The 24,977-nt window shown below is 54.6% G+C and carries 20 protein-coding genes and 1 pseudogene; all 21 read left to right on the top strand.

Translation table 11 applies throughout. From position 1 onward, the window contains the following. Positions 1-64: 64 nt before the first annotated feature. Positions 65-1,594 carry a YifB family Mg chelatase-like AAA ATPase gene (locus BCS37_RS06080; protein WP_069180625.1) on the top strand — a complete coding sequence of 510 codons (1,530 nt, stop codon included), beginning with the start codon at positions 65-67 and terminating at the stop codon, positions 1,592-1,594. A 23-nt stretch (positions 1,595-1,617) separates the two neighbouring features. Continuing rightward, positions 1,618-1,944 (top strand): divalent cation tolerance protein CutA, encoded by a 327-nt coding sequence (gene cutA / locus BCS37_RS06075; protein WP_069180624.1) that lies wholly within the window; start codon positions 1,618-1,620, stop codon positions 1,942-1,944. Positions 1,945-2,038: 94 nt separating this feature from the next. After that, a complete protein-coding gene (locus BCS37_RS06070; protein WP_069180623.1) occupies positions 2,039-2,986 on the top strand; it encodes a hypothetical protein in 948 nt (315 codons plus the stop codon). Continuing rightward, positions 2,986-3,672, top strand: coding sequence for a glycosyltransferase family protein (locus BCS37_RS06065; RefSeq protein ID WP_083205812.1), 687 nt, complete (start codon positions 2,986-2,988; stop codon positions 3,670-3,672). The genes BCS37_RS06070 and BCS37_RS06065 overlap by 1 nt, the downstream gene beginning before the upstream one ends. A gap of 30 nt (positions 3,673-3,702) precedes the next feature. Continuing rightward, on the top strand, positions 3,703-5,466 hold the full coding sequence (locus BCS37_RS06060) for an O-linked N-acetylglucosamine transferase, SPINDLY family protein (protein WP_069180621.1): 1,764 nt from the start codon (positions 3,703-3,705) through the stop codon (positions 5,464-5,466). Positions 5,467-5,501: 35 nt separating this feature from the next. Continuing rightward, complete coding sequence (locus BCS37_RS06055; RefSeq protein WP_069180620.1) at positions 5,502-8,894, top strand: DNA polymerase III subunit alpha; 3,393 nt, start codon at positions 5,502-5,504, stop codon at positions 8,892-8,894. Positions 8,895-8,902: 8 nt separating this feature from the next. Next, a pseudogene (locus BCS37_RS06050) lies at positions 8,903-9,523 on the top strand (pseudouridine synthase); the annotation flags it as partial. A 103-nt stretch (positions 9,524-9,626) separates the two neighbouring features. Then, positions 9,627-10,880 (top strand): NAD(P)/FAD-dependent oxidoreductase, encoded by a 1,254-nt coding sequence (locus tag BCS37_RS06045; RefSeq protein ID WP_442983856.1) that lies wholly within the window; start codon positions 9,627-9,629, stop codon positions 10,878-10,880. Positions 10,881-10,883: 3 nt separating this feature from the next. Continuing rightward, positions 10,884-12,191 (top strand): 3-phosphoshikimate 1-carboxyvinyltransferase, encoded by a 1,308-nt coding sequence (gene aroA, locus BCS37_RS06040; protein WP_069180619.1) that lies wholly within the window; start codon positions 10,884-10,886, stop codon positions 12,189-12,191. A gap of 11 nt (positions 12,192-12,202) precedes the next feature. Then, positions 12,203-12,856, top strand: coding sequence for a (d)CMP kinase (cmk, locus tag BCS37_RS06035; protein ID WP_069180618.1), 654 nt, complete (start codon positions 12,203-12,205; stop codon positions 12,854-12,856). A gap of 9 nt (positions 12,857-12,865) precedes the next feature. Then, complete coding sequence (locus BCS37_RS06030) at positions 12,866-13,468, top strand: lysophospholipid acyltransferase family protein (RefSeq protein ID WP_069180617.1); 603 nt, start codon at positions 12,866-12,868, stop codon at positions 13,466-13,468. 145 nt (positions 13,469-13,613) lie between these two features. Beyond that, a complete protein-coding gene (locus BCS37_RS06025; RefSeq protein ID WP_069180616.1) occupies positions 13,614-14,369 on the top strand; it encodes an MBL fold metallo-hydrolase in 756 nt (251 codons plus the stop codon). 13 nt (positions 14,370-14,382) lie between these two features. Further along, positions 14,383-15,486, top strand: a complete 1,104-nt coding sequence (locus BCS37_RS06020) for a S1C family serine protease (protein WP_069180615.1) — start codon at positions 14,383-14,385, stop codon at positions 15,484-15,486. Next, positions 15,483-15,962: a 23S rRNA (pseudouridine(1915)-N(3))-methyltransferase RlmH gene (gene rlmH, locus BCS37_RS06015; RefSeq protein WP_069180614.1), complete on the top strand. Its 480-nt coding sequence runs from the start codon at positions 15,483-15,485 to the stop codon at positions 15,960-15,962. Before BCS37_RS06020 ends, rlmH begins: the two co-directional genes overlap by 4 nt. 157 nt (positions 15,963-16,119) lie before the next feature. Beyond that, complete coding sequence (gene gdhA / locus BCS37_RS06010) at positions 16,120-17,469, top strand: NADP-specific glutamate dehydrogenase (RefSeq protein WP_069180613.1); 1,350 nt, start codon at positions 16,120-16,122, stop codon at positions 17,467-17,469. A gap of 132 nt (positions 17,470-17,601) precedes the next feature. After that, the gene (locus tag BCS37_RS06005) at positions 17,602-18,432 is read left to right on the top strand and encodes an undecaprenyl-diphosphate phosphatase (protein WP_069180612.1); all 831 of its coding nucleotides are present in this window, start codon (positions 17,602-17,604) and stop codon (positions 18,430-18,432) included. A gap of 3 nt (positions 18,433-18,435) precedes the next feature. After that, the gene (gene pth / locus BCS37_RS06000; RefSeq protein ID WP_069180611.1) at positions 18,436-19,059 is read left to right on the top strand and encodes an aminoacyl-tRNA hydrolase; all 624 of its coding nucleotides are present in this window, start codon (positions 18,436-18,438) and stop codon (positions 19,057-19,059) included. After that, on the top strand, positions 19,025-20,302 hold the full coding sequence (locus tag BCS37_RS05995) for a radical SAM protein (RefSeq protein WP_069180610.1): 1,278 nt from the start codon (positions 19,025-19,027) through the stop codon (positions 20,300-20,302). Before pth ends, BCS37_RS05995 begins: the two co-directional genes overlap by 35 nt. A 269-nt stretch (positions 20,303-20,571) precedes the next feature. Next, positions 20,572-22,401, top strand: coding sequence for a glutamine--fructose-6-phosphate transaminase (isomerizing) (gene glmS / locus BCS37_RS05990; RefSeq protein WP_069180609.1), 1,830 nt, complete (start codon positions 20,572-20,574; stop codon positions 22,399-22,401). A 91-nt stretch (positions 22,402-22,492) separates the two neighbouring features. Then, positions 22,493-23,770 (top strand): threonine/serine ThrE exporter family protein, encoded by a 1,278-nt coding sequence (locus BCS37_RS05985; protein WP_069180608.1) that lies wholly within the window; start codon positions 22,493-22,495, stop codon positions 23,768-23,770. 13 nt (positions 23,771-23,783) lie between these two features. Beyond that, positions 23,784-24,977, top strand: coding sequence for a multidrug effflux MFS transporter (locus BCS37_RS05980; protein ID WP_069180607.1), 1,194 nt, complete (start codon positions 23,784-23,786; stop codon positions 24,975-24,977).

Below are 24,977 nucleotides of genomic sequence, written 5' to 3'. Positions count from 1 at the left end.
TTAGGCAACAAGCCCTCTCTTGTGTTATAATTTTCTTATATTTGAAACGTGGGAGGGAAGGCCGTTGTTTGCAAAGACCTATGGTGCGACGACCCTCGGGATTGACGGACGGATTATCGACGTTGAGGTGGATGTATCGCCGGGGCTGCCGGGCTTTGAGCTGGTCGGGCTTCCCGATACGTCGGTGAAGGAGTCGAAGGAACGTGTGCGGACGGCGATTCGGAACTCCGGCATTCAGCTGCGGCAGGAGCGTGTGACGGTGAATCTTGCGCCCGCCGATGTGCGAAAGGACAGTTCGGGGCTTGATCTGCCGATAGCCGTTGGCCTCCTTGCATCCTATGGCATGGTTCCAGAGGCAGCGGTGCAGAATGCACTCTTCTCTGCGGAACTTTCTCTTGACGGGAACTGCCGTCCGATCAGCGGCATTCTACCGATGGCGATTACGGCGCGGGAAAACGGATTAACGGAGTTTTACGTTGCACCGTCCAATGCAGACGAGGCACTCCTGATTGACGGGCTAAAGGTCTATGCGGTTGAGAATTTGGCGCAGCTTGTGCGTCATCTGACGGGCACGGAGACGCTGACTCCTGCTGTACCACACCCAACAGAGCAGAAAAAGGACGCTACTTTTACGGATGACTTTGCGGACGTACAGGGGCAGTATCAGGCGAAGCGTGCACTTGAGATTGCAGCAGCGGGAGGGCATAATGTCCTGATGGTCGGTGTACCCGGCTCGGGCAAGACGATGCTGGCACGTCGGATGCCGTCGATTCTGCCCGAGCTGACAAAGGAAGAAGCCATCGAGATTACGAAGATTTACAGTATCTCGGGCTTGCTCGGCAAGGATACGGGGCTTGTGACGACGCGCCCCTTCCGCAGTCCACATCATACGTCCTCGACGGTGGCGATGATCGGCGGCGGCAGCATTCCGCGTCCGGGCGAGGTGACACTCGCCCATCACGGCGTACTCTTTCTCGACGAGCTGCCGGAGTTCAGCAAGAAGACGCTTGAGGTACTGCGTGAGCCGATTGAAGATCGCCAGATTACGGTGTCACGTGCCAACGCAACACTGACGTTTCCCTCTAGTATCATTTTGGTAGCCGCAATGAATCCGTGTCCCTGCGGCTATTACGGTGACAAGAATCACGGATGCGAATGCTCTGTTGGGGAGATCAAGCGTTATACGCGTAAGCTGTCGGGCCCTCTGCTGGATCGCATTGACCTTCATCTTCGTGTCGCACGCGTGGACTATGCGGATCTTCATACTACGCGCCGGGCGGAGTCCTCCGAAGCGATTCGTCAACGTGTTGTAGCGGCTCGCATCATTCAACGCGAGCGATTGCAGAGACACGGGCTGTTTTGCAATGCCCAGATGAACCACAGTATGATAAAAAAATATTGTCGTCTCGAAAAGGATGCAGAAAACCTGCTCGAGGCAGCATTTCACCGCATCAACCTCTCGGCACGTTCGCATGACCGTATCATCAAAGTAGCACGGACGATTGCCGATCTTGCACAATATCCGACCATTACGGCGACTCATATCGCGGAGGCGATACAGCTGCGTTCTGATGTCGGACTGAACATTGAATGACATAATAAATAGGGAGCGTATATATGACTGACCATATAGAGGATGTAAAACTCGAAATTTTTATTCCAGAGACACATCTCACACAGCTGCGGCAGGCGCTGCAGTCTGTGGACGCGGGACGTCTTGGGAACTATGACGGCTGTCTTGCGTACTCTCACGTAACAGGATCATGGCGTCCGCTTGCGGGAGCTTCACCATACGAGGGAACCATCGGGGAGCTGTCCGAGGCGCCGGAACTCAAAGTCGAACTGCGTGTGAAAGCGGCTCGTGTGGAGGAGACTCTTTCCGCGATCCGTGCAGTTCATCCCTATGAGATGCCTGAGATCTTCGTTATTCCACTTTTGAGCTGAAAAAGGGAGATACGAGCTCTTTACATTCTGTGATATAATAGAAGATATCTGTGTCCCTCTGTGGGATCACCTGTCATCAAATGGAGGAGCACACTTGGCTGAAAAAATTCGTCCCAAACTGCTCTCGTTTCTAAAGCCAAATGCTGCGCCGCTGCGCATCCTAGTTGTCGAGAGCTTAACATATCTGCATGAACTGCGCAGAATGTTTCCGCAGGCAGAACTCTATGCCGTTACAGCTGAGCCGGATGAGATGGAGCGGGATGCTCCTGTTGGGATTCGCTGGCAGATTCTCGACTATCTTTCGGTTCCGCTTCCGTACACGCGTGGATTTTTTGACTATATTATTTCAGATCTTGCCTTGGAGCAGGCAGATAATCCGCAGGATATTGCTGCGGGTTTTTCCCTGTTTCTGAAAGAAACAGGGGCATTCCTTACCAGTTTTCGCAACATTAGACATTGGTCTGTACTGCAAAATCTAATGGAAGGGCATTATTATAATATTGTTTCACGCCTCTATGCGAGAGCTGAGTTTGAAAATCTGCTCTATGCCTCGTTTTATAAGAGTGTACGTGTGCATCAACAAAAGCGTGAGGCTCCAGAGGGACTCATTGCGCACCTCGTCACTGCTGGTTTTGAAAACGAGTGTGACGATCTTGAGACGGAGTTCTACCTTGTTCGTGCAGATCGCTCCATGCCGGAGTTGGCGCTTCTCAAATCCATGTATACGGCAGCGGAGCGTGAGCAGATGGTGCGGTTGATTCATCGGATTGAGTACAATGTGGAAGCTTTGACAGCCGTCCGTGAATTGTGGGAGATATTGGATCGACTTGCGGTATTTCCTGACTATCTGGCGTCATTGGTTCGTGAGACGGTTGTTCATACGGAATCCTTCTATCAGCGCTTATCAATGTATTCGGATGCCCGGAATGATTTCATTCAGGCGGTACTGAGCGTGAGTGCGGTGGAGAGCGTTGACCCATTGGAGCAAGAGTGCTATCGCGGGTTACAAAGATATATGCAAGGAAAAGAGATCGAAGGATGATGGAGCTGGATCGAAATAAAGTTGCCTTTATCTCCTGTGTCAATGATGAAGATATGTATAGTGAGTGTTTGCTGTATCTAAAATCACTGCACATTCCCGATGGAATTACGGTGGAATATATTCCCATACGCAATGCTTGTTCCATGTGTGCGGGGTATAACGAGGGCGCACGCAAGACAAAGGCACGTTACAAAATTTATCTGCATCAGGATGTGCTGATCGTCAACAAGAATATCATTGCTGATCTGCTTGCGATCTTTGAGGACAGGACGGTCGGACTTGTCGGCATGATTGGATGCCGCAGTCTGCCGCGTTCCGGTGTCTGGTGGGATGGATTGCGCACCTATGGGCGCGTTCTGCATCACTGTGAGCCGGAGAGCGTGGTGGACTCCCACTGCATGGAACCGGATGAAGCATATATTGATGTGGAGGCGGTGGATGGCCTTCTGCTCGCAACGCAGCATGATATTTCGTGGCGTGAAGATCTGTTCACGGGCTGGCACCTTTACGACACCTCGATGTGTATGGAGATGCAGCGGAATGACTTTCGTGTCGTTGTTCCCAACCAGGAGGAGGACTTTTGGTGTATCCACTGTCCGCGAGAGAAGCCTCTTGCACCGGAATACAAACGATATCAGAAAATATTTCTGCATGAATATGGTGCAGAACTGCATCCAGAGGTTTGAGCAAAACAGGTGGAAAGGAGGTTTTCGTCTATGCAGGAGCAGCCGCCGAAGGCTGAACATGCGGCAGAGGAAAAGATCAACTGGTTGAAGCTCGCAACGAAATTTTCTGCCGATGGTGATTTGAAGGGGATGCGTGCCTGTGCCCAAGAGGTTGATCGCCTCATGGCGGGAGATATCGATGCGACAGCGGTCAATGCCGAGGTGGCACTCTACAGCGGGCGTATCGACGAAGCAGAGGAACTCGCAGAGAAGGTACTGCGTGTTCAGCCGCGCCATCCCCGTGCACGCATGGTTTTAGCCGGGCTTGCGGCGCTGGAGTTTCGCCTGGATGATGAGATACCATTGCTCGCTGATCTGATTGAGGAGCTGAGCTACAAGGCGAAAATCCTCGGAGAAGAGGATCCTTCTTATTCCATCTACCATCAGATGATGAAGCGCGCACGCGGATGGCTTGCCGATGCACTGTACCTTGCGGGCGAGGCAAAGGGGGCTGCCCATGAACTCCTGATGTCCAGCCGTCTTGCGGATGAGGCGGATGAGGCGGCGGAGCTCTACAGCAAGTACCTCTTTATGCGGAACTATCGCTATCTCGGGGCAAGAGACGGACGGATCAAGGCGGAGCACTATGATGCACTGATGGATGTGCGTCCTTATGCGCATGAACACGTTCAGCGTTCGCCCCAAAAGAAGCTTCGCATTGGCTATATATCGCCGGATTTTCGAGAGCATTCGGTCGCATACTTTCTAACACCTCTGCTTCGTCATTTTAATGGGGAACGGTTCATGGTGTTCTGCTATGCAATGGGCAGAAGCGATGCTGTAACAGAACGATTTCGCACGCGTCGTGTGACATGGCGCGATCTGCGCGGGCGTCCTCCGCGGACGGCAGCGCGCCTTATTGTAGAAGATAAAATTGATATTTTAGTTGACTTGTCTGGGCATTCACAGGACAATGCATTGCCGATCATGGCATATCGTCCTGCTCCTGTTCAAGTTTCCGGCATTGGATATACGAATACGACAGGTCTGCGCACCATCGACTACTTTCTCTCCGATGAAGTCTGTATTCCCAAGGGAGATACAGCAGCAGAGGCAGGGTTTACGGAACAGATTCTGCGTCTGCCGCATTCCCACCTATGCTATGCACCGGAAACAATTCGAACTATGCCAGAGGCGGGCTATGAGCCCCCGATGCGGAAGAACGGCTATGTGACGTTTGGCAGCTTCAATAACTTTGCGAAGGTCACAGACGAGATGCTGCTGCTCTGGCGTGGGATTCTGGAGTCTGTCAGAGACTCAAAACTCATCATCAAGGGGAAGATAGCCAGCATTGACTCAGGTATTCATTTCGTCAAGAAACGGCTCTCCATGCTCAGCTATGATCTTGCGCGTGTGGAGTTCCGTCCGTACAGTCCGGACTATCTGGAGCAATATCGGGATATTGATATTGTGTTGGATTCCGCGCCCTACAATGGCGGGCTGACAACCTGCGAGGCTCTTTATATGGGGGTTCCTGTCATCTCTTTGCGCGGGCGGGCACATGGTTCTCGCTTTGGTGCGTCCATCCTGACAAATGCGGGGGTGCGTGAACTCATTGCGGAAAACGACATTAACTACGTACGTCGTGCCGTTCAGCTGGCAGAGGCACCGAAGCTGCTTGAGGCATATCATATGGGGCTGCGTGCGAATATGAAACGTTCACATTTGATGGATGTACAGGGGTATATGGAGGAATTGGAGTCTGGATACCAGGAGATCTGGGAAAAGTTTTGTGCATCAAAATCCTTTGTGTGACGAGGGATGAAGAAAGAAGGAAGGGGGGGAAGAGAATGGCCTTTGCCCATCTCCACGTGCATACGGAGTATAGTCTGCTGGATGGCGCGAGTCGGATCAAGGAACTCGTCCGGCGCACGAAGGAACTTGGGATGGATTCGGTCGCCATTACCGACCACGGCGTTATGTACGGTGCCGTACGATTTTATAAGGAGGCAAAGGCCCAGGGTATTCACCCCATCATCGGCTGTGAGGTCTATCTTGCGCCGGGGATGCGGCAGGAACGTGCCGAGGTGGACGGAACACGCTATTATCATCTGATCCTTCTCGCCGAGAACGATCACGGCTACCGCAATCTGGTTCAACTAATATCCCTCGCCAATATCGAGGGATATTATTATAAGCCGCGTATTGACAAGGAATTGCTGCGTCAATATCATGAGGGTATTATTGCGCTCTCTGCCTGTGTGGCAGGGGAGATACCGCAGTCAATTCTACGGGGGAATGTGCAGTGCGCTGATGAACTCGTTCGCGAATATGTGGAGATATTCGGACGGGAACATTTTTTTCTCGAAATACAGGATCATGGATTGCCCGAGGAAAAGACAGTCAACCGTGCGCTGCGCGATCTTGCCGAAAAACATGGCATAGGGCTGGCTGCAACGAATGATGTACACTATGTCTATGCGGACGACAGTGAGTTTCATGACATTCTGCTCTGTGTGCAGACGGGCAGAACAATCAATGATCCTGACCGAATGCGTTTCTCCGGTTCCGACTACTATCTGAAATCAGAGCAGGAGATGGCGGCACTTTTTGCAGACTATCCGGGGGCCATCGAGAATACGGCGAAGATCGCTGCACGCTGTCAGGTGGACTTTACCTTTGGTGAACTGCAGCTGCCGTTCTATCCCATCCCTGCGAGCTTTGAGAGTGATGATGCCTATCTGCGCGCCCTCTGTGAGGAGCGTATCCCTATGCGCTATCCGAATGCAGCAAATGAAATTCGAGAGCGCCTTTCCTATGAGCTTGGCGTCATTCACAACATGGGATATGCCAGTTACTTTCTCATCGTGTGGGACTTTATCAACTATGCGCGCGGGCACGGTGTTGAAGTCGGTCCCGGGCGCGGTTCGGCGGCGGGCAGTATTGTTGCTTATCTCCTTGGGATCACAAACATCGACCCCCTTCAATATGCACTTCTCTTTGAGCGTTTTCTCAACCCCGAGCGCGTATCCATGCCGGATATTGATATCGACTTTGACGATATCAATCGCGGGCGGGTTATTTCGTATGTCAAGGAACGTTACGGCGAAGATCATGTCGCACAGATTGCCACGTTCGGTACGATGGGAGCAAAGGGCGCAATCCGTGATGTCGGACGCGTACTGGAAATGCCATTCAGCGAAGTATCAGCTATCACAAAGCTTGTTCCGACCGAACTGAACATCACATTGGAGCGTGCGCTCAAAGAGTCGGCGGATTTGCGGCGTGTCTATGATGAGGACGAGAATGTCCGCAGAGTGATCGACCTCGCACGAAAGATTGAAGGGCTGCCGCGCAACACATCAATCCATGCGGCGGGTGTCGTGATTGCAAAAATGCCGCTGACGAGTCAAGTACCCGTATGGGTCTCAGAGGGCACGCTTGTCACGGAGTTCGACAAGGACGATGTGGAGGCGTTGGGGCTTCTCAAAATGGACTTTTTGGGACTGCGCACGCTGACCATTATTGCGGATACGGTCAATCATGTACGTGAGGTACATGGCATTGCAGTGGATGTTGACAGCATTCCTCTTGTGGATGGAAAAACATCACAAATGCTGTGTGACGGAGATACAGGAGCAGTATTTCAGATGGAATCAGCGGGCATGACAAACCTCGTCAAGGAGCTTCAGCCGAAGGGGTTTGTCGATCTGATTCCGACAGTGGCACTCTATCGGCCGGGTCCCTTGGGCAGCGGCATGGTGACGGACTTCATCGACGGACTGCATGGCAAGAAAGATGTTGTCTATATGCATCCATTGCTGGAGCCGATTCTGAAGGAGACGTTCGGCGTCGTGCTCTATCAGGAGCAGGTCATGCAGATTGTGCAGGTGCTTGCGGGGTTCAGCCTCGGTCAGGCGGATCTCCTGCGCCGTGCGATGGGGAAGAAGAAGCACGATCTTCTGATGGCGCAGAAGGAAATTTTTCTGCAGGGGTGTGCAAAAAACGGGCTCGAAGCATCACTTGCAAATCATATCTTCGATCTTCTGACGCATTTTGCGGACTATGGATTCAACAAGTCCCACAGTGCTGCCTATGGGCTGCTCGCATGGCAGACCGCATATCTTAAAGCCCACTATCCTGTGGAGTTTATGGCGGGCGTATTGACGAGCATCATGGACAAGACGGACAAGATTCCCGTCTATATTCAGCTCTGCCGCCGAATGGGGATCAAGATTCTGCCGCCGGACATCAATTCGAGTGCGGCGACGTTCGGCATCGAAAGCGGTGCAATCCGCTTCGGTCTTGCTGCGGTCCGCAACGTCGGCGAGAATGCGATCGTGAGCATGGAGCGCGTACGATCAGAGGGCGGAAAGTTCCGCTCGCTTGTGGACTTCTGTGCGCGTGTCGACCTGCGGACGGTCAACAAGCGGGCGATTGAGAGCCTCATCAAATGCGGTGCATTTGACAGCATCGGTACGGAGCGCAATCAACTGCTTGCCGCGCTCGATGCGGCGATACAGGACGCGGCACGGCGGCAGCGGGACATCCTGAGTGGACAGGGAGGTCTTTTTGGCGAAGAAACGATGGAAGAGGTTCAGCAGATACGCGTTTCGGAGGACATTCCACCGAGCACAGTGCGTGAGCGACTGTCGTGGGAGAAGGAGGCAACGGGGTTCTACATCACGGGGCACCCGCTGGATGACTTCAGCGAAACACTCTCTTCCCTGCTCTCCATCGGTGAGATTACGCATATTGTACGTAAGGAGCGGCAGCTTGTCCGTATCGGCGGAATTCTGACGAGCACGAAGCGTTTTACAACGAAGAAGGGCGACACCATGCTCTTCGCGGAACTTGAAGATTTCAGCGGTAAGATCGAGGTGACGTTATTTCCGCGTGTGTTCTATGCGCATGTGTCTGATCTGGAGCCGGACAGTATTATTGTCGTGCAGGGCCGCGTTGATATGACGGGCGAGGAGCCGAAGCTGCTTGCGGATGAGATCTGGCGGATGAGTGAATATCGTGCATCCTTCTATCTGATTCCCCCTGCAGATGCCGATCGGCGCACATTGTGGACGGCGATGCAGGAACTCTTTGCCGCGCACAGGGGAGAGCACCCTGTTTTCGTTCAGAGTGAGGGTCGCTGGCGAAAGCTCGAGCAACACTACTGGATTGACGGATCAGCTGCGGTACGGCAGGAACTCAGGGCGCTCATGGGGGAAAGTGCCGTCAAGGTACGATAGGGGGCGAAATGGAAGAACGATTGCAGAAGATTCTCAGCCATGCAGGTGTAGCGTCGCGTCGTGCGGCAGAAGAAATGATTCGCACGGGACGGGTTACGGTGGACGGTTCTGTCATTACGGAATTGGGATGTAAATTTGACGCGGCGTGTCATGTGATTGCTGTCGATGGTGTCCGTATAGAGCCTAATGAGCAGAAATTCTACATCCTGATCAACAAGCCGCGCGGATATCTCTCGACGGCACGCGATGATCGAGGGCGTGAAACGGTACTCGATCTCCTGCCCGATTTTCCTGCGCGGCTCTACCCTGTGGGGCGGCTCGATGTCGATACGGAGGGGCTTCTGCTCATTACAAACGATGGGGCTCTGACGCAGGAGCTGCTCCATCCGCGCTACGAGATCGACAAGGTCTATCACGCAGAGGTCATCGGAACAGTCGATGCAGCGGGGCTGGCTCAGCTGCGCTCCGGGATCCTCCTTGAGGACGGGATGACAGCGCCGGCGAGAGTTCGTGTCTTGCGGTGCGAAGAGGGGCGTACCGTAGTTGAGACCATCATCCATGAGGGACGCAATCGTCAGGTGCGGCGTATGTTTGCCGCGATCGGCTGTCATGTCTGCATACTGCGGCGTGTCCGTTTCGCGGGGTTGACACTGCGGGGGCTTGCCTCAGGCGCATTTCGCCATTTGACTGCGGAGGAGATTGATGAACTGCGAAGATGTGCAGGGGTGATGGATGGTGAATCAAATCGTAATTGTGGGCGCGGGACCTGCGGGGATGATGGCGGCAGCAGCTGCGGCAGAGTGCGGCGGAGGCGTTCTGCTCCTCGAAAAGATGCCGCGTGTCGGCTGCAAGATGATGATTACGGGAAAGGGGCGCTGCAACGTCACAAGCGCCGACGAGATTCCTGACATCATCAAGAATGTTGTAGGAAACGGAAAATTCCTCAACAGCAGCCTGCGTGCCTTTGACAATGCAGATGTGATGGCGTTCTTTGAGCGGCTTGGGGTTCCTCTGAAGACCGAGCGCGGCAACCGTGTCTTTCCTCGGAGTGACCGTGCCGCCCATGTGGTGGATGCCATCGTGCGCTACCTACGCGACCAAAAGGTAGAGATTCGTACGAATACATCTGTGAGCGAACTTCTCATCGAGGACAACAAAGTGGACGGCGTTCGCCTTGTGGACAATACAAAGATTGCTGCATCTGCTGTGATTCTCGCGACGGGCGGAGCCTCCTATCCTGCGACGGGATCGACAGGAGACGGCTACGCACTTGCGCGTGCGGCGGGGCATACGATTACCCCAATCTTTCCTGCGCTTGTTCCGCTCGTGACACAGGAAGCGTGGGTCAAGGATGTGCAGGGACTGTCGCTGCGGAACGTGTGTGCAAGTCTCTATTATGCGGGGAAGAAAGAGCAGGAGTTCTTTGGAGAGATGCTCTTTACACATTTTGGCGTAACGGGACCGATCATCCTTCAACTGAGCCGGCGTGCTTCCGAGCTGCTTATGTCAGGAGTGAAGGAGCTTTCGCTTCGTCTGAATTTGAAGCCTGCGCTGATGCATGAGAAATTGCGGGAGCGTGTGGATCGGGACTTTACGGCATACGAACAGAAGCAGCTTCATAACGGTATGATTGATCTTCTGCCCAAGCGGCTGATTGAACCCGTTCTTCGTGCAGCAGAGCTTTCACCCGAGCGCGTCGTCGGACAGATTTCGTCAAAGGAGCGGGAGCGACTCGTGCGTACATTACAGGCACTCCCGCTCACGATCATAGGGACACGTCCCATCGCCGAAGCGATTGTGACGGCGGGCGGTGTCGCGACGCGTGAGATCGACCCGCGTACGATGGAATCAAAACTTGTAAAGAATCTCTATTTCGTCGGCGAACTGGTTGATGTGGACGCATATACGGGCGGATATAATCTGCAGGCGGCATTTTCGATGGGGCACGCGGCGGGGTGTTACAGCGTATGGAATATGGAGGGGTAGTGAATGCCAGAAATACAGACAGTCGAACCTACGCGGAACGGATGGAGGGGAGCGGTTGAGATTCCGGGGGACAAGTCTATCTCACACCGCAGCGTCATGTTTGCGGGGGTAGCCAATACGCCCGTGCATATTCGAAACTTTCTCCACGCGGCGGACTGTCTCTCAACAGTCGGTGTGATGCGTGCGCTCGGTGTAAATATTGAATTTCGGAACGAAAACGAACTGATTGTTACAGGGAGAGGATTTCATGGACTGACAGAACCGCTGACCGTACTGGACGCGGGAAATTCGGGGACGACGCTGCGCCTGATGATGGGGCTGCTCGCGCCGCAGCCGTTTCTCTCGGTGTTTGCGGGAGATTCCTCGCTGACACGCCGCCCGATGGGACGCGTGCGTCAGCCGCTCTCTCAGATGGGGGCACGGATCTTCGGGCGCAGCGGGAACAACAACCTTCCGCTTACAATTGTACCGACGGAGGAGAAGCTCCACGGCATTCACTACGAAAGCCCTGTCGCGAGTGCGCAGGTTAAGTCGGCAATTCTTCTTGCGGGACTATATGCGGATGCACCAACCACCGTCACGGAACCGTACGTGTCGCGCGACCATACAGAGCAGATGCTTACGGGCTTCGGCGTACATATCGAGCGCACGGGAACGAGCGTTACTGTCTTCCCCGTGGAGGATGGCGGCTACTGTGCCCCCGATATGATCACAGTGCCGGGGGATATCAGTTCGGCAGCGTATTTCCTTGTTGCAGGCAGTATCATTGAGGGAAGTCGCCTGCTGCTCAGAAATATTGGCGTCAATCCGACGCGCACCGGCATTCTGGATGTGCTTACAGAGATGGGAGCACAGATCTCTGTGCAGAATGAGCACATGAGCGGCGGTGAGCGTGTTGCCGACCTTGCCGTTGAGGCTGCATCTCTGCATGGTGTATCTTTTGGCGCAGAGATTATGCCGCGCCTCATCGACGAGATTCCGATTATCGCCGTCGCCGCGCTCTTTGCCGAGGGCGATACCGTCATCACGGGCGCAGGCGAACTGCGCGTGAAGGAGACGGATCGTCTCCATGCGATTGCAACGGAGTTCCAAAAACTTGCCCCCGGCAGCATCGAGGAGCGCGAGGATGGGCTTATCATTCATGGGAAACCAGAGATGCAAAGGGCGCAGGTGAGCAGCTGCGGCGATCATCGCATGGCAATGTCGCTCGCTGTGCTTGGTGCGTCGGCAAATGGAGTTCTCATCGAGGAGCCGGACAGCGTGAATATTTCCTACCCAACATTCTTTTCTGAAATCGAGCGGCTGAGCTAGGAGGATTTGATATGAAGTGTGTGATTGCAATTGATGGGCCCGCCGGCGCGGGCAAGAGCACTGTTGCAAAGCTTGTGGCGGAAAAACTCGGCTATACCTATATCGACACGGGGGCGATGTATCGTGCTGTCGCGTGGAAAACACTGCAACATTCCAAGGAAGCGACGGACGAAGATATCCTTCGTGCTGTGCAGGATATTGATGTACAACTTACCTGTACGGAGAGCGGTACGCGCGTCACGGTTGACAATACGGATGTGACGCGTGAGATCCGCACGCCAGAGGTCACGCATATCGTCTCTCGTGTCGCTGCGCTTGGCCCTGTCCGCGAGAAGATGGTGGAGCTGCAGCGCGCGATGGCAGCGGACGGCGCAGTCGTCATGGATGGACGCGACATAGGTACGAACGTGCTTCCGAACGCCGACGTGAAGATCTTCCTTACGGCATCCGTCGAGGAACGTGCGCGCCGTCGCTATGACGAGATGAAGGAAAAGGGGTATGCGGTGGACTTCGATGAGCTGAAACAGGAGATTGCCGCACGTGACAAACAGGACAGCGAGCGTGCGATCTCCCCACTGCGTCAGGCAGAGGATGCCGTTCTGCTCGACTCGACCTCGCTCACCATTGATGAAGTTGCTGCACGCATCATGAAACTCTCGGAATAGGCGGTTACTATGTTGTACGGATTTCTGCAAATCGTCTTTCGGATCTTTTTCTACATCGTCTTTCGCACGCGCGTCTATGGGCGCGAGAACATCCCCGCAGAAGGCGCGGTAATTCTCGCTGCGAATCATGCGAGCAACATCGACCCGCCGCTCATGGCGAGCCTCATTGAGCGTCCTGTCAGCTATATGGCGAAGATCGAGCTGTTCGAGAACCCGATCTTCGGCGCGGCAATCCGCCGCTGCCATGCATTCCCCGTGAAGCGCGGCGAGTCCGATCGTGGGGCGATCAAGGCGGCGGTCACGGTACTGAAGGAGGGTCGTGTTCTGGGGCTGTTCCCTGAGGGCACGCGCAGCAAGACAGGACAGCTGCAAAAGGCGGAGGCAGGCGTCGCCCTGATCGCCGCTATGACGGGCGCTCCGATTGTACCCGTTGCCATCCTGAACACACACCGTATCTTCGCAAACGGCGGACTGCTCCCGCAGCTGCGCATTATGTACGGCGCGCCGATGTCCTTTCAGGGTGACCGCAAGAGCAAGGAGGCACTCGACATATTTTCCGCCGAAATCATGTCCCACATCGCACAGATGAAGGATGAACTCAGCAAGATGTAGCATACAGCCGTCCAAATCTCGTTCTTTGCAGCATTAGAACTGCTGGCAGAGTGCAGGATGGACGGCTTATTTTATCGCGGGCAGGCGTATGCAGGATATTTACAGAAAAAAGGAATATTATCAATCATAGAGAGGGGGATGTTCGTTGCAGGTATCGATATTGGCGAGCGGAAGCAAGGGGAATTCGGTTTACGTAGAATTGGACAACACGCGTCTCTTGATCGACGCCGGTATCAGTGCAGCGCGGATTACGAAGGGGCTGCGTGCGCGCGGCATAGAGCCGCAGAGCCTCGACGCAGTACTCGTCACACATGAGCACATCGACCATGTGCGTGGTCTGAAGATGCTCGCGAAGCAGTATCATCTGCCGATTCTTGCAACACGGGGGACACTCGCCGGCATTGACGGCGGTGCGGCGTTTGAAGAGGACATGCAGAGTATTTCAGACGTATTCACGATCGGTGATGTGACAGTACAGCCTTTTGAGATTTCGCACGATGCGGCAGAGCCATGCGGCTTTCGCATTGAGGGGTCACACTGCTGCACGATCGCGACCGATCTTGGCGTTGTGACCGATGCAGTGCAGGAGGCGATGGAGGGGGCGGATGTTCTCGTTCTTGAGGCGAATCATGATGCGGATCTCCTGCGCCGGGGGAGCTACCCGTGGCCGCTGAAGCGGCGCATTCTCTCGAATCGCGGACACCTTGCAAACAGGGATGCGGCATGGGCTCTCACGCGTATGAAGAAACGTCCGTGCAAGGTCTATCTGGCACATCTCTCGGAGGAGAACAACAGGCCCGCACTTGCATGCGATACGGTGCATGACATCCTTGCATCGCGCGGTGTGACGCTCGATATTGAGAGCTGTCTGCCGGAGGGCGGTGCAGAAATTATCATATAAAGGAGATGTCTTTATGAATATCCGAAGCAAAAAACGGAAGGGGATTGCCCTCGCTGCAGGGGCAGTTTTGGCTTCCTTTGTCATCTTTGGTGGCTGCTCGATGGGAACGGCCGCCGATAACTCAGTCAGCGCTATGAAGCCTGCGCAGACGGTTGACGTATCAGGGCTCTCGGAGGCGCGCAACACGCCCGTTGTCCGCGCGGCAAAGGCGGTAGGGCCTGCTGTTGTCGGCATTACGAACAAGGCGGTTGCACGTGACTGGTTCAACAATCCTGTCGAGACGGAGGGGGTCGGCTCCGGCGTGATCTTTCGCAGCGACGGCTACATCGTGACAAACAATCACGTGATTGACGGGGCGAAGGAGATCATTGTCTCCCTCTCCGACGGGCGCAGCCTCAAGGGGCAGCTCATCGGAAAGGATGAGTTCACAGACCTTGCCGTTGTGAAGATAGATGAACGCAATCTGCCGACGGCAGCCTTTGGCAACTCAGATACGGTCGTGGTCGGTGAGCCGGCAATTGCGATCGGCAATCCGCTTGGGCTCGAGTTTCAGGGAAGCGTCACAGTGGGGGTCATCAGTGCGCTGAACCGCACGCTCGATGTCAGCGACAAGCGCGTGAAGCTGCTGCAGACCGATGCAGCGATCAGCCCGGGAAATTCAGGCGGTGCGCTTGTGAACGCCGACGGCGAGGTCATCGGCATCAACAGTGCGAAGGTGTCGGCGGCTGCCGTCGAGGGCATGGGCTTTTCCATTCCGATCAATACGGTACAGACCATCGTAAATGAGCTGATCGAAAAGGGCTATGTAGCGCGTCCGTACCTCGGTGTCTCCGTCTTTGACCCGACAACGGCGGCACGCTATGGCTATCAGCTGAACATCGATAAGGGCGTCTACATCTTCCGCCTCTCGCTCGATGGTCCATGCGGAAAGGCAGGCTTCCAGCGCGGCGATATCATCCTCGAGATCGATGGTGAGGAGGTCAACAGCGTCGCGGATCTGCGCGCGAAGATTGCCTCGTACAAGGTCGGCGACAAGGTGACGGTCACCTATGACCGCAACGATACGAAGCGTAAGACGGAGGTCATGCTCGAAGAAATGCCGCAGGAGGATCGGTGAAGATCACAATCGTCTGCGCAGGAAAGATAAAGGAAAAGTACCTGCGTGAGGGGATTGCGGAGTATGAAAAGCGTCTGCGTCCCTATGCCGATTTGCGTACGATTGAGATTGGTGAGGAACGCATGAAGGACAAACCTTCGGCAGCGGAAAAGGCAGAGACCATCCGCCGCGAGGGGGAGCGCCTTTTGATGCAGGTGCCCCAGGATGCATATCTCATCGTCCTCGATGTGGGCGGTGCGGAGCTGTCCTCAGAGGAACTTGCAGCAAAGATTGACCGCCTTGCTGTTGAGGGCAAGAGTCATATCACCTTTCTCATCGGCGGTCCCTTCGGGCTGTCAGATGAGGTGCGTCGGTGTGCCGATCTTCGCCTTTCCTTCTCACACTTTACGTTCCCACATCAACTGATCCGTCTCTTTCTGATGGAGCAAATCTATCGTGCATTCAAAATCAGCAAGGGAGAACCATATCATTTGTAAATTAGGAGGTTCCTAGGTTTTTGCAGGAACCTCTTTTTTGTATTTGCAGTGCATATTGTATTCATGCCCATAATCCCTATACAAAACTCTGTGCTATATGCTATACTCAGTCACGTTCCGTTGAACAGTCATCGGGCAAACAGAGGGAGGAATTATAATGTCTGAAATGAAACAGTATGTTGATGATATTCTCGATCTGGTAGCAAAGCGTGATCCGGATCAAACACATTTCAAGAATACGGTCTCCGAGGTTCTGACCTCCGTTGTTCCGCTATTGGAGAAGCATCCCGAGTACAAGGCACACAAGATTCTGGAGTCTATGATCGAGCCTGACCGCATCATCACATTCCGTGTGCCGTGGGTGGACGATAAGGGCGAGATCCAGATCAACCGTGGATTTCGTGTGCAGATGTCGAGCACACTCGGTCCCTATAAGGGGGGCCTGCGCTTCCATCCGAGCGTGACACTCGACATTCTGAAGTTCCTCGCGTTCGAGCAGGTGTTCAAGAACGCACTGACGGGTCTGCCGATCGGCGGCGGAAAGGGCGGCTCGGACTTCGACCCGCACGGACGCAGCGACAACGAAGTCATGAAGTTCTGCCAAAGCTTTATGACGGAACTCTATCGCCATATCGGGCCGAACGTGGATGTTCCGGCGGGCGATATCGGTGTCGGCGGACGCGAGATCGGTTATCTCTTCGGGCAATACAAGCGCATCCGTGACTCGTATGATGCAGGCGTCCTGACGGGCAAGCGCACGGATTACTGGGGCAGTCTTGCGCGTACGGAGGCGACGGGCTACGGGCTTCTCTACTTCGTGCAGGATATGCTTGCGGCGAAGGGCATCGACCTCGCGGGTAAGACGATCGTCGTCTCGGGCGCAGGCAACGTCGCGATCTATGCGATCGAAAAGGCGCAGGAGTTCGGGGCAAAGGTCGTGACCTGCTCCGACTCGAACGGTTACATCTACGATCCCGACGGAATCGATCTCGCGGCGGTCAAGGATATCAAGGAGATTCGGCGTGCGCGCATCAAGGAGTATGCGGCGACGCACCCGCATGCCGAGTATCATGAAGGCTGCACTGGGGTCTGGTCGGTGAAGTGTGATATCGCACTCCCGTGCGCGACGCAGGGGGAGATTGATCTGGAGTCTGCAAAGCTGCTCGTTGCGAATGGCGTGCAGGCGGTCGGTGAGGGTGCAAATATGCCGTCGACGCTCGATGCGATTGCATACTTCCAGAGCCACAAGGTGCTCTTTGCACCGGCAAAGGCAGCAAATGCGGGCGGTGTTGCAACCTCCGCACTTGAGATGTCGCAGAACTCCGAACGTCGTCAGTGGACCTTTGAGAAGGTGGACAAGCGTCTTCGCAAGATCATGTCACATATCTACCGCGATGCGAAGAAGAATGCGGAGCTCTATGCAGATCCTGACGATCTCGTCGCGGGCGCGAACATCACGGCGTTTGTAAAGGTTGCGGATGTGATGCTCGCACACGGTCTGGTGTAATCGAATATCGTTTGAACATGGGCTGCTTCGGCAGCCTTTTTTCTTTGAACATCCGTGCAGAAACGCGGGAACTGTGCTATAATAGGCGGGATTTTACAGAGGAGGAGCATATTAACTGTGGATATTTCATTGATGGAGCTATTGAAGGTCGTCATTCTGGGCATTGTGGAGGGGCTGACGGAGTGGCTGCCCGTATCGAGTACGGGGCATATGATTCTCGTCGATGAGTTCATTCGTCTCGATGTCTCGACAGCATTTATGGATATGTTCCTCGTGGTGATCCAGCTCGGTGCGATTCTCGCTGTTGTGGTGCTGAACCTTGAAAAGCTCAACCCGTTTCTAAAGAGCAAGTCGGAGGCGGAGCGGCGTGAGACCTTTGACCTTTGGGGCAAGGTCATTGTTGCCTGCCTGCCCGCTGCCGTGATCGGGCTTGCATTCAATAAATATATGGAAGAGCATTTTATGAACGCACCTGTGGTCGCTGCAATGTTGATTCTCTACGGCGTGCTCTTCATTGTGGTCGAGCGCTGGAATAAGCGGCGTACGCCGCGCGTGGAAAACCTGATAAAGCTCGACTACCGCACAGCGTTCATCATCGGCATGTTTCAGGTACTCTCGCTTGTTCCGGGTACAAGCCGCTCAGGTGCAACGATTCTCGGCGGCATCATTTTTGGCGCGAGCCGTTATGTGGCAACGGAATTTACATTTTTCCTTGCGATTCCCGTTATGTTCGGCGCATCCTTTTTGAAACTCGTGAAATTCGGATGGAACTACACGGGGACGGAGCTCATGATCCTCGGCATCGGCATGGTGACGGCGTTCGTTGTGTCGATTCTCTCGATCCAATTCCTTCTGCGCTACATCAAGCGCAACGATTTTACGGCGTTCGGCTGGTATCGCATTGCGCTTGGCATCGTCGTGCTCGCCTATCTCTTCGCGGTCGGCGATCCGACGAAGGAGTAAGATATGAAAATCATTGCAGGACTCGGTAATCCAGGAGCAGAGTATGCCGCAACGAAGCACAATGTCGGCTTTATGCTCGTGGATGCACTTGCAGTGCGACTGAATGCACCCGTATGGAAGGAAGATTTTTTCTCCTCCGTGACGGAGGTGCGGATTGGCGGAGAAAAAGTATTCCTCGTAAAGCCGCTTACCTATATGAACAACAGCGGTGAGGCACTCGGCCCCATGCTTTCCTACTATAAACTCGATACAGAAGATCTGATCGTCGTGCATGACGATATGGACATCCCGTCGGGGACGGTGCGGATTCGTAAGAAGGGCGGCTCGGGAGGACACAACGGCATCAAGTCCATTCTTGCCCATGCGGGCAGTGAGGATTTTCCGCGCGTGCGCATTGGGATTGGCCGTCCGCCCGCAGGATGGACAGTTATCAACCATGTACTTGCGCCGTTTTCGTCGGAGGATGCGCCGAAAATTCGAGAGGCAATCGACTACCTCCTCCCTGCGGTGGAGTGTATCGTGACGGATGGTGTGGACCTTGCAATGAACAAGTACAATCCGCACAAGAAGAAAGAGAAACAAAAGGGGAGTCATGAAACCCAATCAGAAGGCGGCACGTCCGCATAGACACAGCGACGAGATCACGGCGGTCTACGCCGACAAGAACGGAAATATCCGTACGGCGGAGGGGATGTGTGCGCTCGGCCGCATCGGTGCGGAGAATGTTCCGCTTCGTCCCGACGATCTCATTCCACTGCCCGAGAGTGCCGATCTCATGTTTATGCCCGAACACACTGCTGTGGGACAGACGGCAGACGGAGTGGAGAAGCGCATTGCGGGGACGGCGATCGCTGCGATCCTGCCGCAAGGCTATACGCGCACGCATCTGCCCGCCTTTGTTCGTGCCGATGGTGCCGCACCGCTGCCGCTCTATGGCTATACTGCCGTTGTTTCGCATCGTGGGGAACTATGCGTTGCCGCCGTCTACACGGATGAGAATGAAAAGTGGGATCCTGCCAACTACAACGGCAAGGAATTGAAAAAGCTTGTGCGGCGTACGATGAAGGATCTCCCGAACAACCGTATTGTGGAACAGGTGGGCAGATGCTCGCTGAACTATCACTGCCTGACGGCACAGAATCTGTTTTATAGACGTTGGGAATGCGGTGTGCCGACGTCGCCCGTGTGCAATGCGAACTGTCTTGGCTGCATCTCGCTCCAGAGTTCGGAGTGCTGTCCCTCACCGCAGGAGCGCATTACATTTTCTCCAACGGCGGAGGAGATTGCCGAGGTCGGCATCTATCATCTCTCGCTTGCTCCCGACGGCATTATCAGCTTCGGGCAGGGATGTGAGGGCGAGCCGTCGCTTGCCGCCGACCGTATCGCCGAGGGGATCCGAAAGATTCGTGACGTCACCGCGCGCGGACAGATCAATATGAATTCGAACGCGGGTTTTCCCGAGGGGATAAAGAAAATCGTGGACGCAGGGCTGGATTCGCTGCGTGTCTCCATCATCAGTGCACGCGATGAAAGTTATAACGCGTATTACCGTGCAAGCTATCCGCTGGACAATGTAAAGGAGTCGCTGCGCTATGCGCTCGATCACGGTGTCTATGTGTCGCTGAACTTGCTCCACTTCCCGGGCTTTACAGACCGCGCGGAGGAACTGGCCGCGTGGCAGGAGTTCTTTCGTGCACTGCCCGTCCAGATGATTCAGATGCGGAATTTGAACATCGATCCGACGCTCTTTCTGCGGACAATGCCGGAGATGGCAGGCGAACCCGTTGGAACAAAGGTGTTTATGGATCAGCTGCACAGAGAGTTCACGCAGCTTGTGATCGGCAGTTTCAGCCACTATGTAAATAATTGACTTCTCGTGTAAGATCGGATAGAATGTCCCTGTGTATCGTTGATACACAGGGATTTCATATTATGAAAAAGAATTTTTCTTAGCGCTGGCTCTGGAATAGAATTGTATTTCAGAGGACGAGGAGAAGGTTGTCGAGCCGTCAGCGGATGCCTTCCGGCACGCTCTGTCGAGAGTCTGTGGTCAAATCATGGGGGTGACCTCGTGGACAAAGCTGCAGATGGAGCGAAATCCCTGAGCGATTTATTTATTATCGGTCAGGAGGTATTTTTATGTGTGGAATTGTTGGTTATGTCGGAGATCGTCAAGCAGCGGAGTTCCTGCTCGACGGTCTCTCGAAGCTGGAGTACCGCGGCTATGACTCAGCGGGGATCGCTGTCTACAACGACGGTGTGATTCGTGTGGAGAAGAGCGTGGGACGTCTTGCTGCGCTGCGTGACAAGATCAAGGGGAATGTGCCAGTCGGCAGCCTCGGCATCGGTCATACACGTTGGGCGACGCACGGGCGTCCGTCGGATGTCAACTCGCATCCGCATACGGACTGTCACGGTGACTTTGCCGTCGTGCACAACGGCATCATCGAGAACTATCTCTCGCTGAAGGAAGAGCTGATCGCAAAGGGGCATGTATTCAAATCCGAGACGGATACAGAGGTTGTTGTTCACCTCTTGGAAGAGGTCTACAGCGGGGATTTCGTCGCCGCTGTACGTGCGGTTCTGGAGCGGATTGAGGGCTCGTATGCGCTCACCTTTATGAGTCGCCGCCATCCCGATCTGCTGCTGTGCACAAAGCAGGACAACCCACTCATCATCGGACTTGGAGAGGGTGAAAACTTCATTGCATCGGATATTCCTGCGATCATCTCCAAGACGCGGCGCACCTATATTTTGGGTGATGGAGAGCTTGCCATCGTGCGCAAGGATACAGTCGAGGTAACAAACCATCTCGGTGCGCCCGTGCCGAAGAAGGTATTTGAGGTCACATGGAATGCCGAGGCAGCGGAGAAGGGCGGCTATGAGCACTTCATGCTGAAGGAGATCAACGAGCAGCCAAAGGCGGTGCGCGACACAATGAGTCAGCGCATTGCGGGCGACAGAAAGGCCGTCTCTTTTGAGGAGCTTGCATGGGATGCAGACTATCTGAACTCGTTCAACAAGATATATATCGTTGCCTGCGGCACGGCATACCACGCGGGACTTGTGGGCAAGTACTACATCGAGAAGCTGGCACGCGTTCTCGTTGAGGTGGATGTCGCCTCCGAGTTCCGCTATCGTGATCCGATCGTCGATGAGCACACACTTCTGATCGTGGTGTCGCAGTCGGGTGAGACGAGCGATACGCTCGCTGCGCTCAAGGAGTCAAAACGGCGCGGGGCAAAGACCCTTGCGATTACAAATGTGGTTGGTTCCTCCGTCGCACGTGAGGCAGATCAGGTCGCCTATACGTGGGCTGGCCCCGAGATCGCCGTCGCATCGACGAAGGCGTATACAACGCAGCTTGTCCTTTTCTTTATGCTCGCGCTCTATATGGCGGAGATCAAGGGAACGATTCCTGCGGAGCGCACGGCGAAACTCGTCGCGCAGCTGCATGAGATTCCGGCGCAGATCTCGGAGATTCTGTCCGATGTCGACCCGATCAAGACCTTTGCAAAGCAGTACGGCTTTAACGAAGATGTCTTCTACATTGGGCGCGGTCTGGACTACGCCGTCTCGCTTGAGGGGGCACTGAAACTCAAAGAGATTTCCTATATCCATGCGGAAGCGTATGCCGCAGGTGAGCTGAAGCACGGTACACTCGCACTGATTGTTGAGGGGGTTCCCGTCATCGCGCTTGCAACGCAACGCAGTGTATACGAAAAGACGCTTTCCAACATCAAGGAGGTCAAGGCGCGCGATGCGGTCGTCATCGGCATCGCGGCGCAGGGCGATACGGAACTCGAGAAATACGTCGATCATGTCATGCACGTCCCGGTGGCAGATGAGTTCATCATGCCGATTCTATCCGTCATTCCGCTGCAGCTGCTCGCCTACTATGCCGCGATCACGCGCGGCTGCGATGTGGACAAGCCGCGTAATCTCGCAAAATCTGTTACGGTCGAATAAATCAAATCATATCGAGAGCAGGGCTTCCACATGGGGCTTTGCTCTTTTTCTATGAAAAGACGTGACAAAGACCGCACAGTCTGCTATAACTATGTTCATTATGATCAATGAAACTGCAAGAATTAATATCAACAATATCCTTGAACGCGCAATTGACATCGGGCAGCGTATGCTTGTGACGGGGGCGGAGGTCAGCCGCGTGGAGCGCACGATCAACTTCATCTGCCGTGCCTACGGCGTGCGCCATGTGGACGTGATGGTCATTACGACCAGCATTGTTGTGACGCTGCGTGGGGAGGACATCGGCGTGCTTACGCAGATGCGCCGTGTGCCCGGGCAAAATTTCGACTTTCAGCGGCTCAAGGCTCTGAATCAGCTTTCACGCGAGATCTGCGCCCATCCCATGACCTCGGATGAAATCAAAAAACGCATTCGGGAGATCGACACGATGGAGGTGATCTCACTCAAGGCATCCCTGTTCTACTGGGCACTGATTGCTGCGAGTTTCTCTGCGTTCTTTGGCGGGCGTTTCGATGATGCCGTCTGTGCGGGCATCGTGGGCGTGCTCCTGCGTCTTCTGCAGCATCTGCTTGCGCAGACGAAGCTGAATCCATATTTTGGTCTCGTTCTGCTCAGCTTTGTCGGGGGAATGCTCGCGAACTCGTTCATGTATTTTGGTCTGGACATTCATCCCGCCGCAATCAACATGGGCAATATCATGCCTGTCATCCCGGGGCTTGCCCTCATGAACTCGATCCGTGATATGTTCAATCAGGAGACAATATCAGGGCTCATCAAGAGTGCAGAGGCATTCATCCTTAGCCTCCTCATTGCAACGGGGTTTGCATTCAGCGCGACGGGGACACTCATCGCCTTTGAGACGACGGGATGGGTCTATCTCCTGACCTCGTTTGTCGGCGGCTTTTGCTTTCATCTGCTCTGGCACGGCCACTTCAAGGACGCTGTCATGGGGGCGGTGGTCTGCATGGGCGCGTGGGGATTCACGATGCTCTTTGTGGCAATGGGATGGAACGAGTTTGCAGGCTACTTTGCGGGGGCGGTCTTTGCAACGATTGCTGCGGAAATTTTGGCGCGCATCTACAAATCGCCCGCGACGATCTTTCTCATCATCGGTGTGATTGCGATGGTGCCGGGCGGCTCGCTCTACCGCACGATGTTCTACGCCGTCGCTGCCGACTGGGAGAAATTTGGAACGCAGGGGATCAAGACGTTCCTCTATGCCGTTTCGATTGCAGCGGGGATCGTCATCGCAACGGCGATCTGGGAGACGGTCAAGGCATGGCTGATGAACCGCAAGAAGAAAGATGGTATATCCTGCACGGAGGAATGCTGCGAAGGAAAATCGTAAACAGGGGGATTTTATGGCAATGACACGGCGCACGCGGCTCTGGCTGACGATCTTTCTCGGCGTGATGACGGCAATTGCGCCGCTCTCGACGGATATGTATCTGCCGGCATTGCCCGAGGTGCAGACGGATTTTGGTGTCTCGACATCGCTCGTCCAGCTGACACTGACGATGACGACGCTCGGCATGGCACTCGGTCAGATTCTCGCAGGGCCTCTGAGCGATCTCCACGGGCGGCGGATTCCGCTCTTCATCGGGATGCTCGTGTTCATTGGTGCGACACTCGGCTGTGTACTTGCCGAGGATATTTATCTCTTCCTTTTCTTCCGCTTCTGCGCGGGCTTTGCGGGGGCGAGCGGCATTGTCATTGCGCGTGCGATTGCGCGCGATGTCTGCGAGGGGGCGGAGCTGACACGATTTTTCGCGATTCTCATGATGGTGAACGGCTTTGCGCCGATCATCGCACCTGTCATCGGCGGGCAGATCCTGCTCTTTGCCGATTGGCGCACGACCTTTGTGCTCCTCACGGTCATCGGCGTATTTCTTGCAGGTGCGACACTCATCTATCAGGAGACACTGCCGCGTGAGCAGCGCAGTGCGAACGTGACGGATTCATTGAAAAACTTCCCGACGCTTCTGCGCGATCGTTATTTTCTCGGGCACTGTCTCCTCCAATGCTTCGTGTTCGGGGCATTCTTCTCCTATCTCTCGGGTTCCTCATTCGTTTTTCAAAATATCTATGCCGTCTCGCCGCAGGGCTACAGCATGATCTTTGCCGTGATTGGCACGGGACTGCTGCTCGCCGGGGTTCTCCCCGCACGTCTTGCGGGGCGTGTACCGGATATCATCATGTTGAAATATGCGGTGTTCGTACCGCTGATTGGGAGTACGCTGCTGCTCGCAGGATTTTATTTCTCTGCACCGCTCGCCGTCATCGTCCTCCTGCTCTTTCTTACGGTTGTTCCGTTCTCTGTGATGGGGGCAGCGAGCTTTTCGCTTGCGCTTTCGCGGCAGGGAAAGAACGCCGGCAGTGCATCGGCACTCATTGGCTGCTTTTCCATGCTGCTCGGCGCGTGCATGATGCCCGTGGTTGGGATCGCGGGTGATCATACAGCGATTCCAATGGGGATTATTATGCTGACGGGGTACGGCCTTGGGACACTGGTCTTTTATACGATGATTGCGGCGGAGCATCCAATGATGCACTGA

It is taken from the genome of Selenomonas sp. oral taxon 920, assembly GCF_001717585.1.
Lineage (GTDB): Bacteria > Bacillota > Negativicutes > Selenomonadales > Selenomonadaceae > Centipeda.
This window is presented reverse-complemented; position numbering and strand designations above follow the sequence as displayed.

Coding starts and splice junctions, on each gene's coding strand:
- pth (WP_069180611.1), top strand. CDS start 18,436: ATGAAAATCATTGCAGGACTCGGTAATCCAGGAGCAGAGTATGCCGCA.
- cutA (WP_069180624.1), top strand. CDS start 1,618: ATGACTGACCATATAGAGGATGTAAAACTCGAAATTTTTATTCCAGAG.
- BCS37_RS06055 (WP_069180620.1), top strand. CDS start 5,502: ATGGCCTTTGCCCATCTCCACGTGCATACGGAGTATAGTCTGCTGGAT.
- aroA (WP_069180619.1), top strand. CDS start 10,884: ATGCCAGAAATACAGACAGTCGAACCTACGCGGAACGGATGGAGGGGA.
- BCS37_RS06060 (WP_069180621.1), top strand. CDS start 3,703: ATGCAGGAGCAGCCGCCGAAGGCTGAACATGCGGCAGAGGAAAAGATC.
- BCS37_RS05980 (WP_069180607.1), top strand. CDS start 23,784: ATGGCAATGACACGGCGCACGCGGCTCTGGCTGACGATCTTTCTCGGC.
- glmS (WP_069180609.1), top strand. CDS start 20,572: ATGTGTGGAATTGTTGGTTATGTCGGAGATCGTCAAGCAGCGGAGTTC.
- cmk (WP_069180618.1), top strand. CDS start 12,203: ATGAAGTGTGTGATTGCAATTGATGGGCCCGCCGGCGCGGGCAAGAGC.
- BCS37_RS06065 (WP_083205812.1), top strand. CDS start 2,986: ATGGAGCTGGATCGAAATAAAGTTGCCTTTATCTCCTGTGTCAATGAT.
- BCS37_RS06045 (WP_442983856.1), top strand. CDS start 9,627: ATGGTGAATCAAATCGTAATTGTGGGCGCGGGACCTGCGGGGATGATG.
- BCS37_RS06020 (WP_069180615.1), top strand. CDS start 14,383: ATGAATATCCGAAGCAAAAAACGGAAGGGGATTGCCCTCGCTGCAGGG.
- gdhA (WP_069180613.1), top strand. CDS start 16,120: ATGTCTGAAATGAAACAGTATGTTGATGATATTCTCGATCTGGTAGCA.
- BCS37_RS05995 (WP_069180610.1), top strand. CDS start 19,025: ATGAAACCCAATCAGAAGGCGGCACGTCCGCATAGACACAGCGACGAG.
- BCS37_RS06005 (WP_069180612.1), top strand. CDS start 17,602: ATGGAGCTATTGAAGGTCGTCATTCTGGGCATTGTGGAGGGGCTGACG.
- BCS37_RS06030 (WP_069180617.1), top strand. CDS start 12,866: ATGTTGTACGGATTTCTGCAAATCGTCTTTCGGATCTTTTTCTACATC.
- BCS37_RS05985 (WP_069180608.1), top strand. CDS start 22,493: ATGTTCATTATGATCAATGAAACTGCAAGAATTAATATCAACAATATC.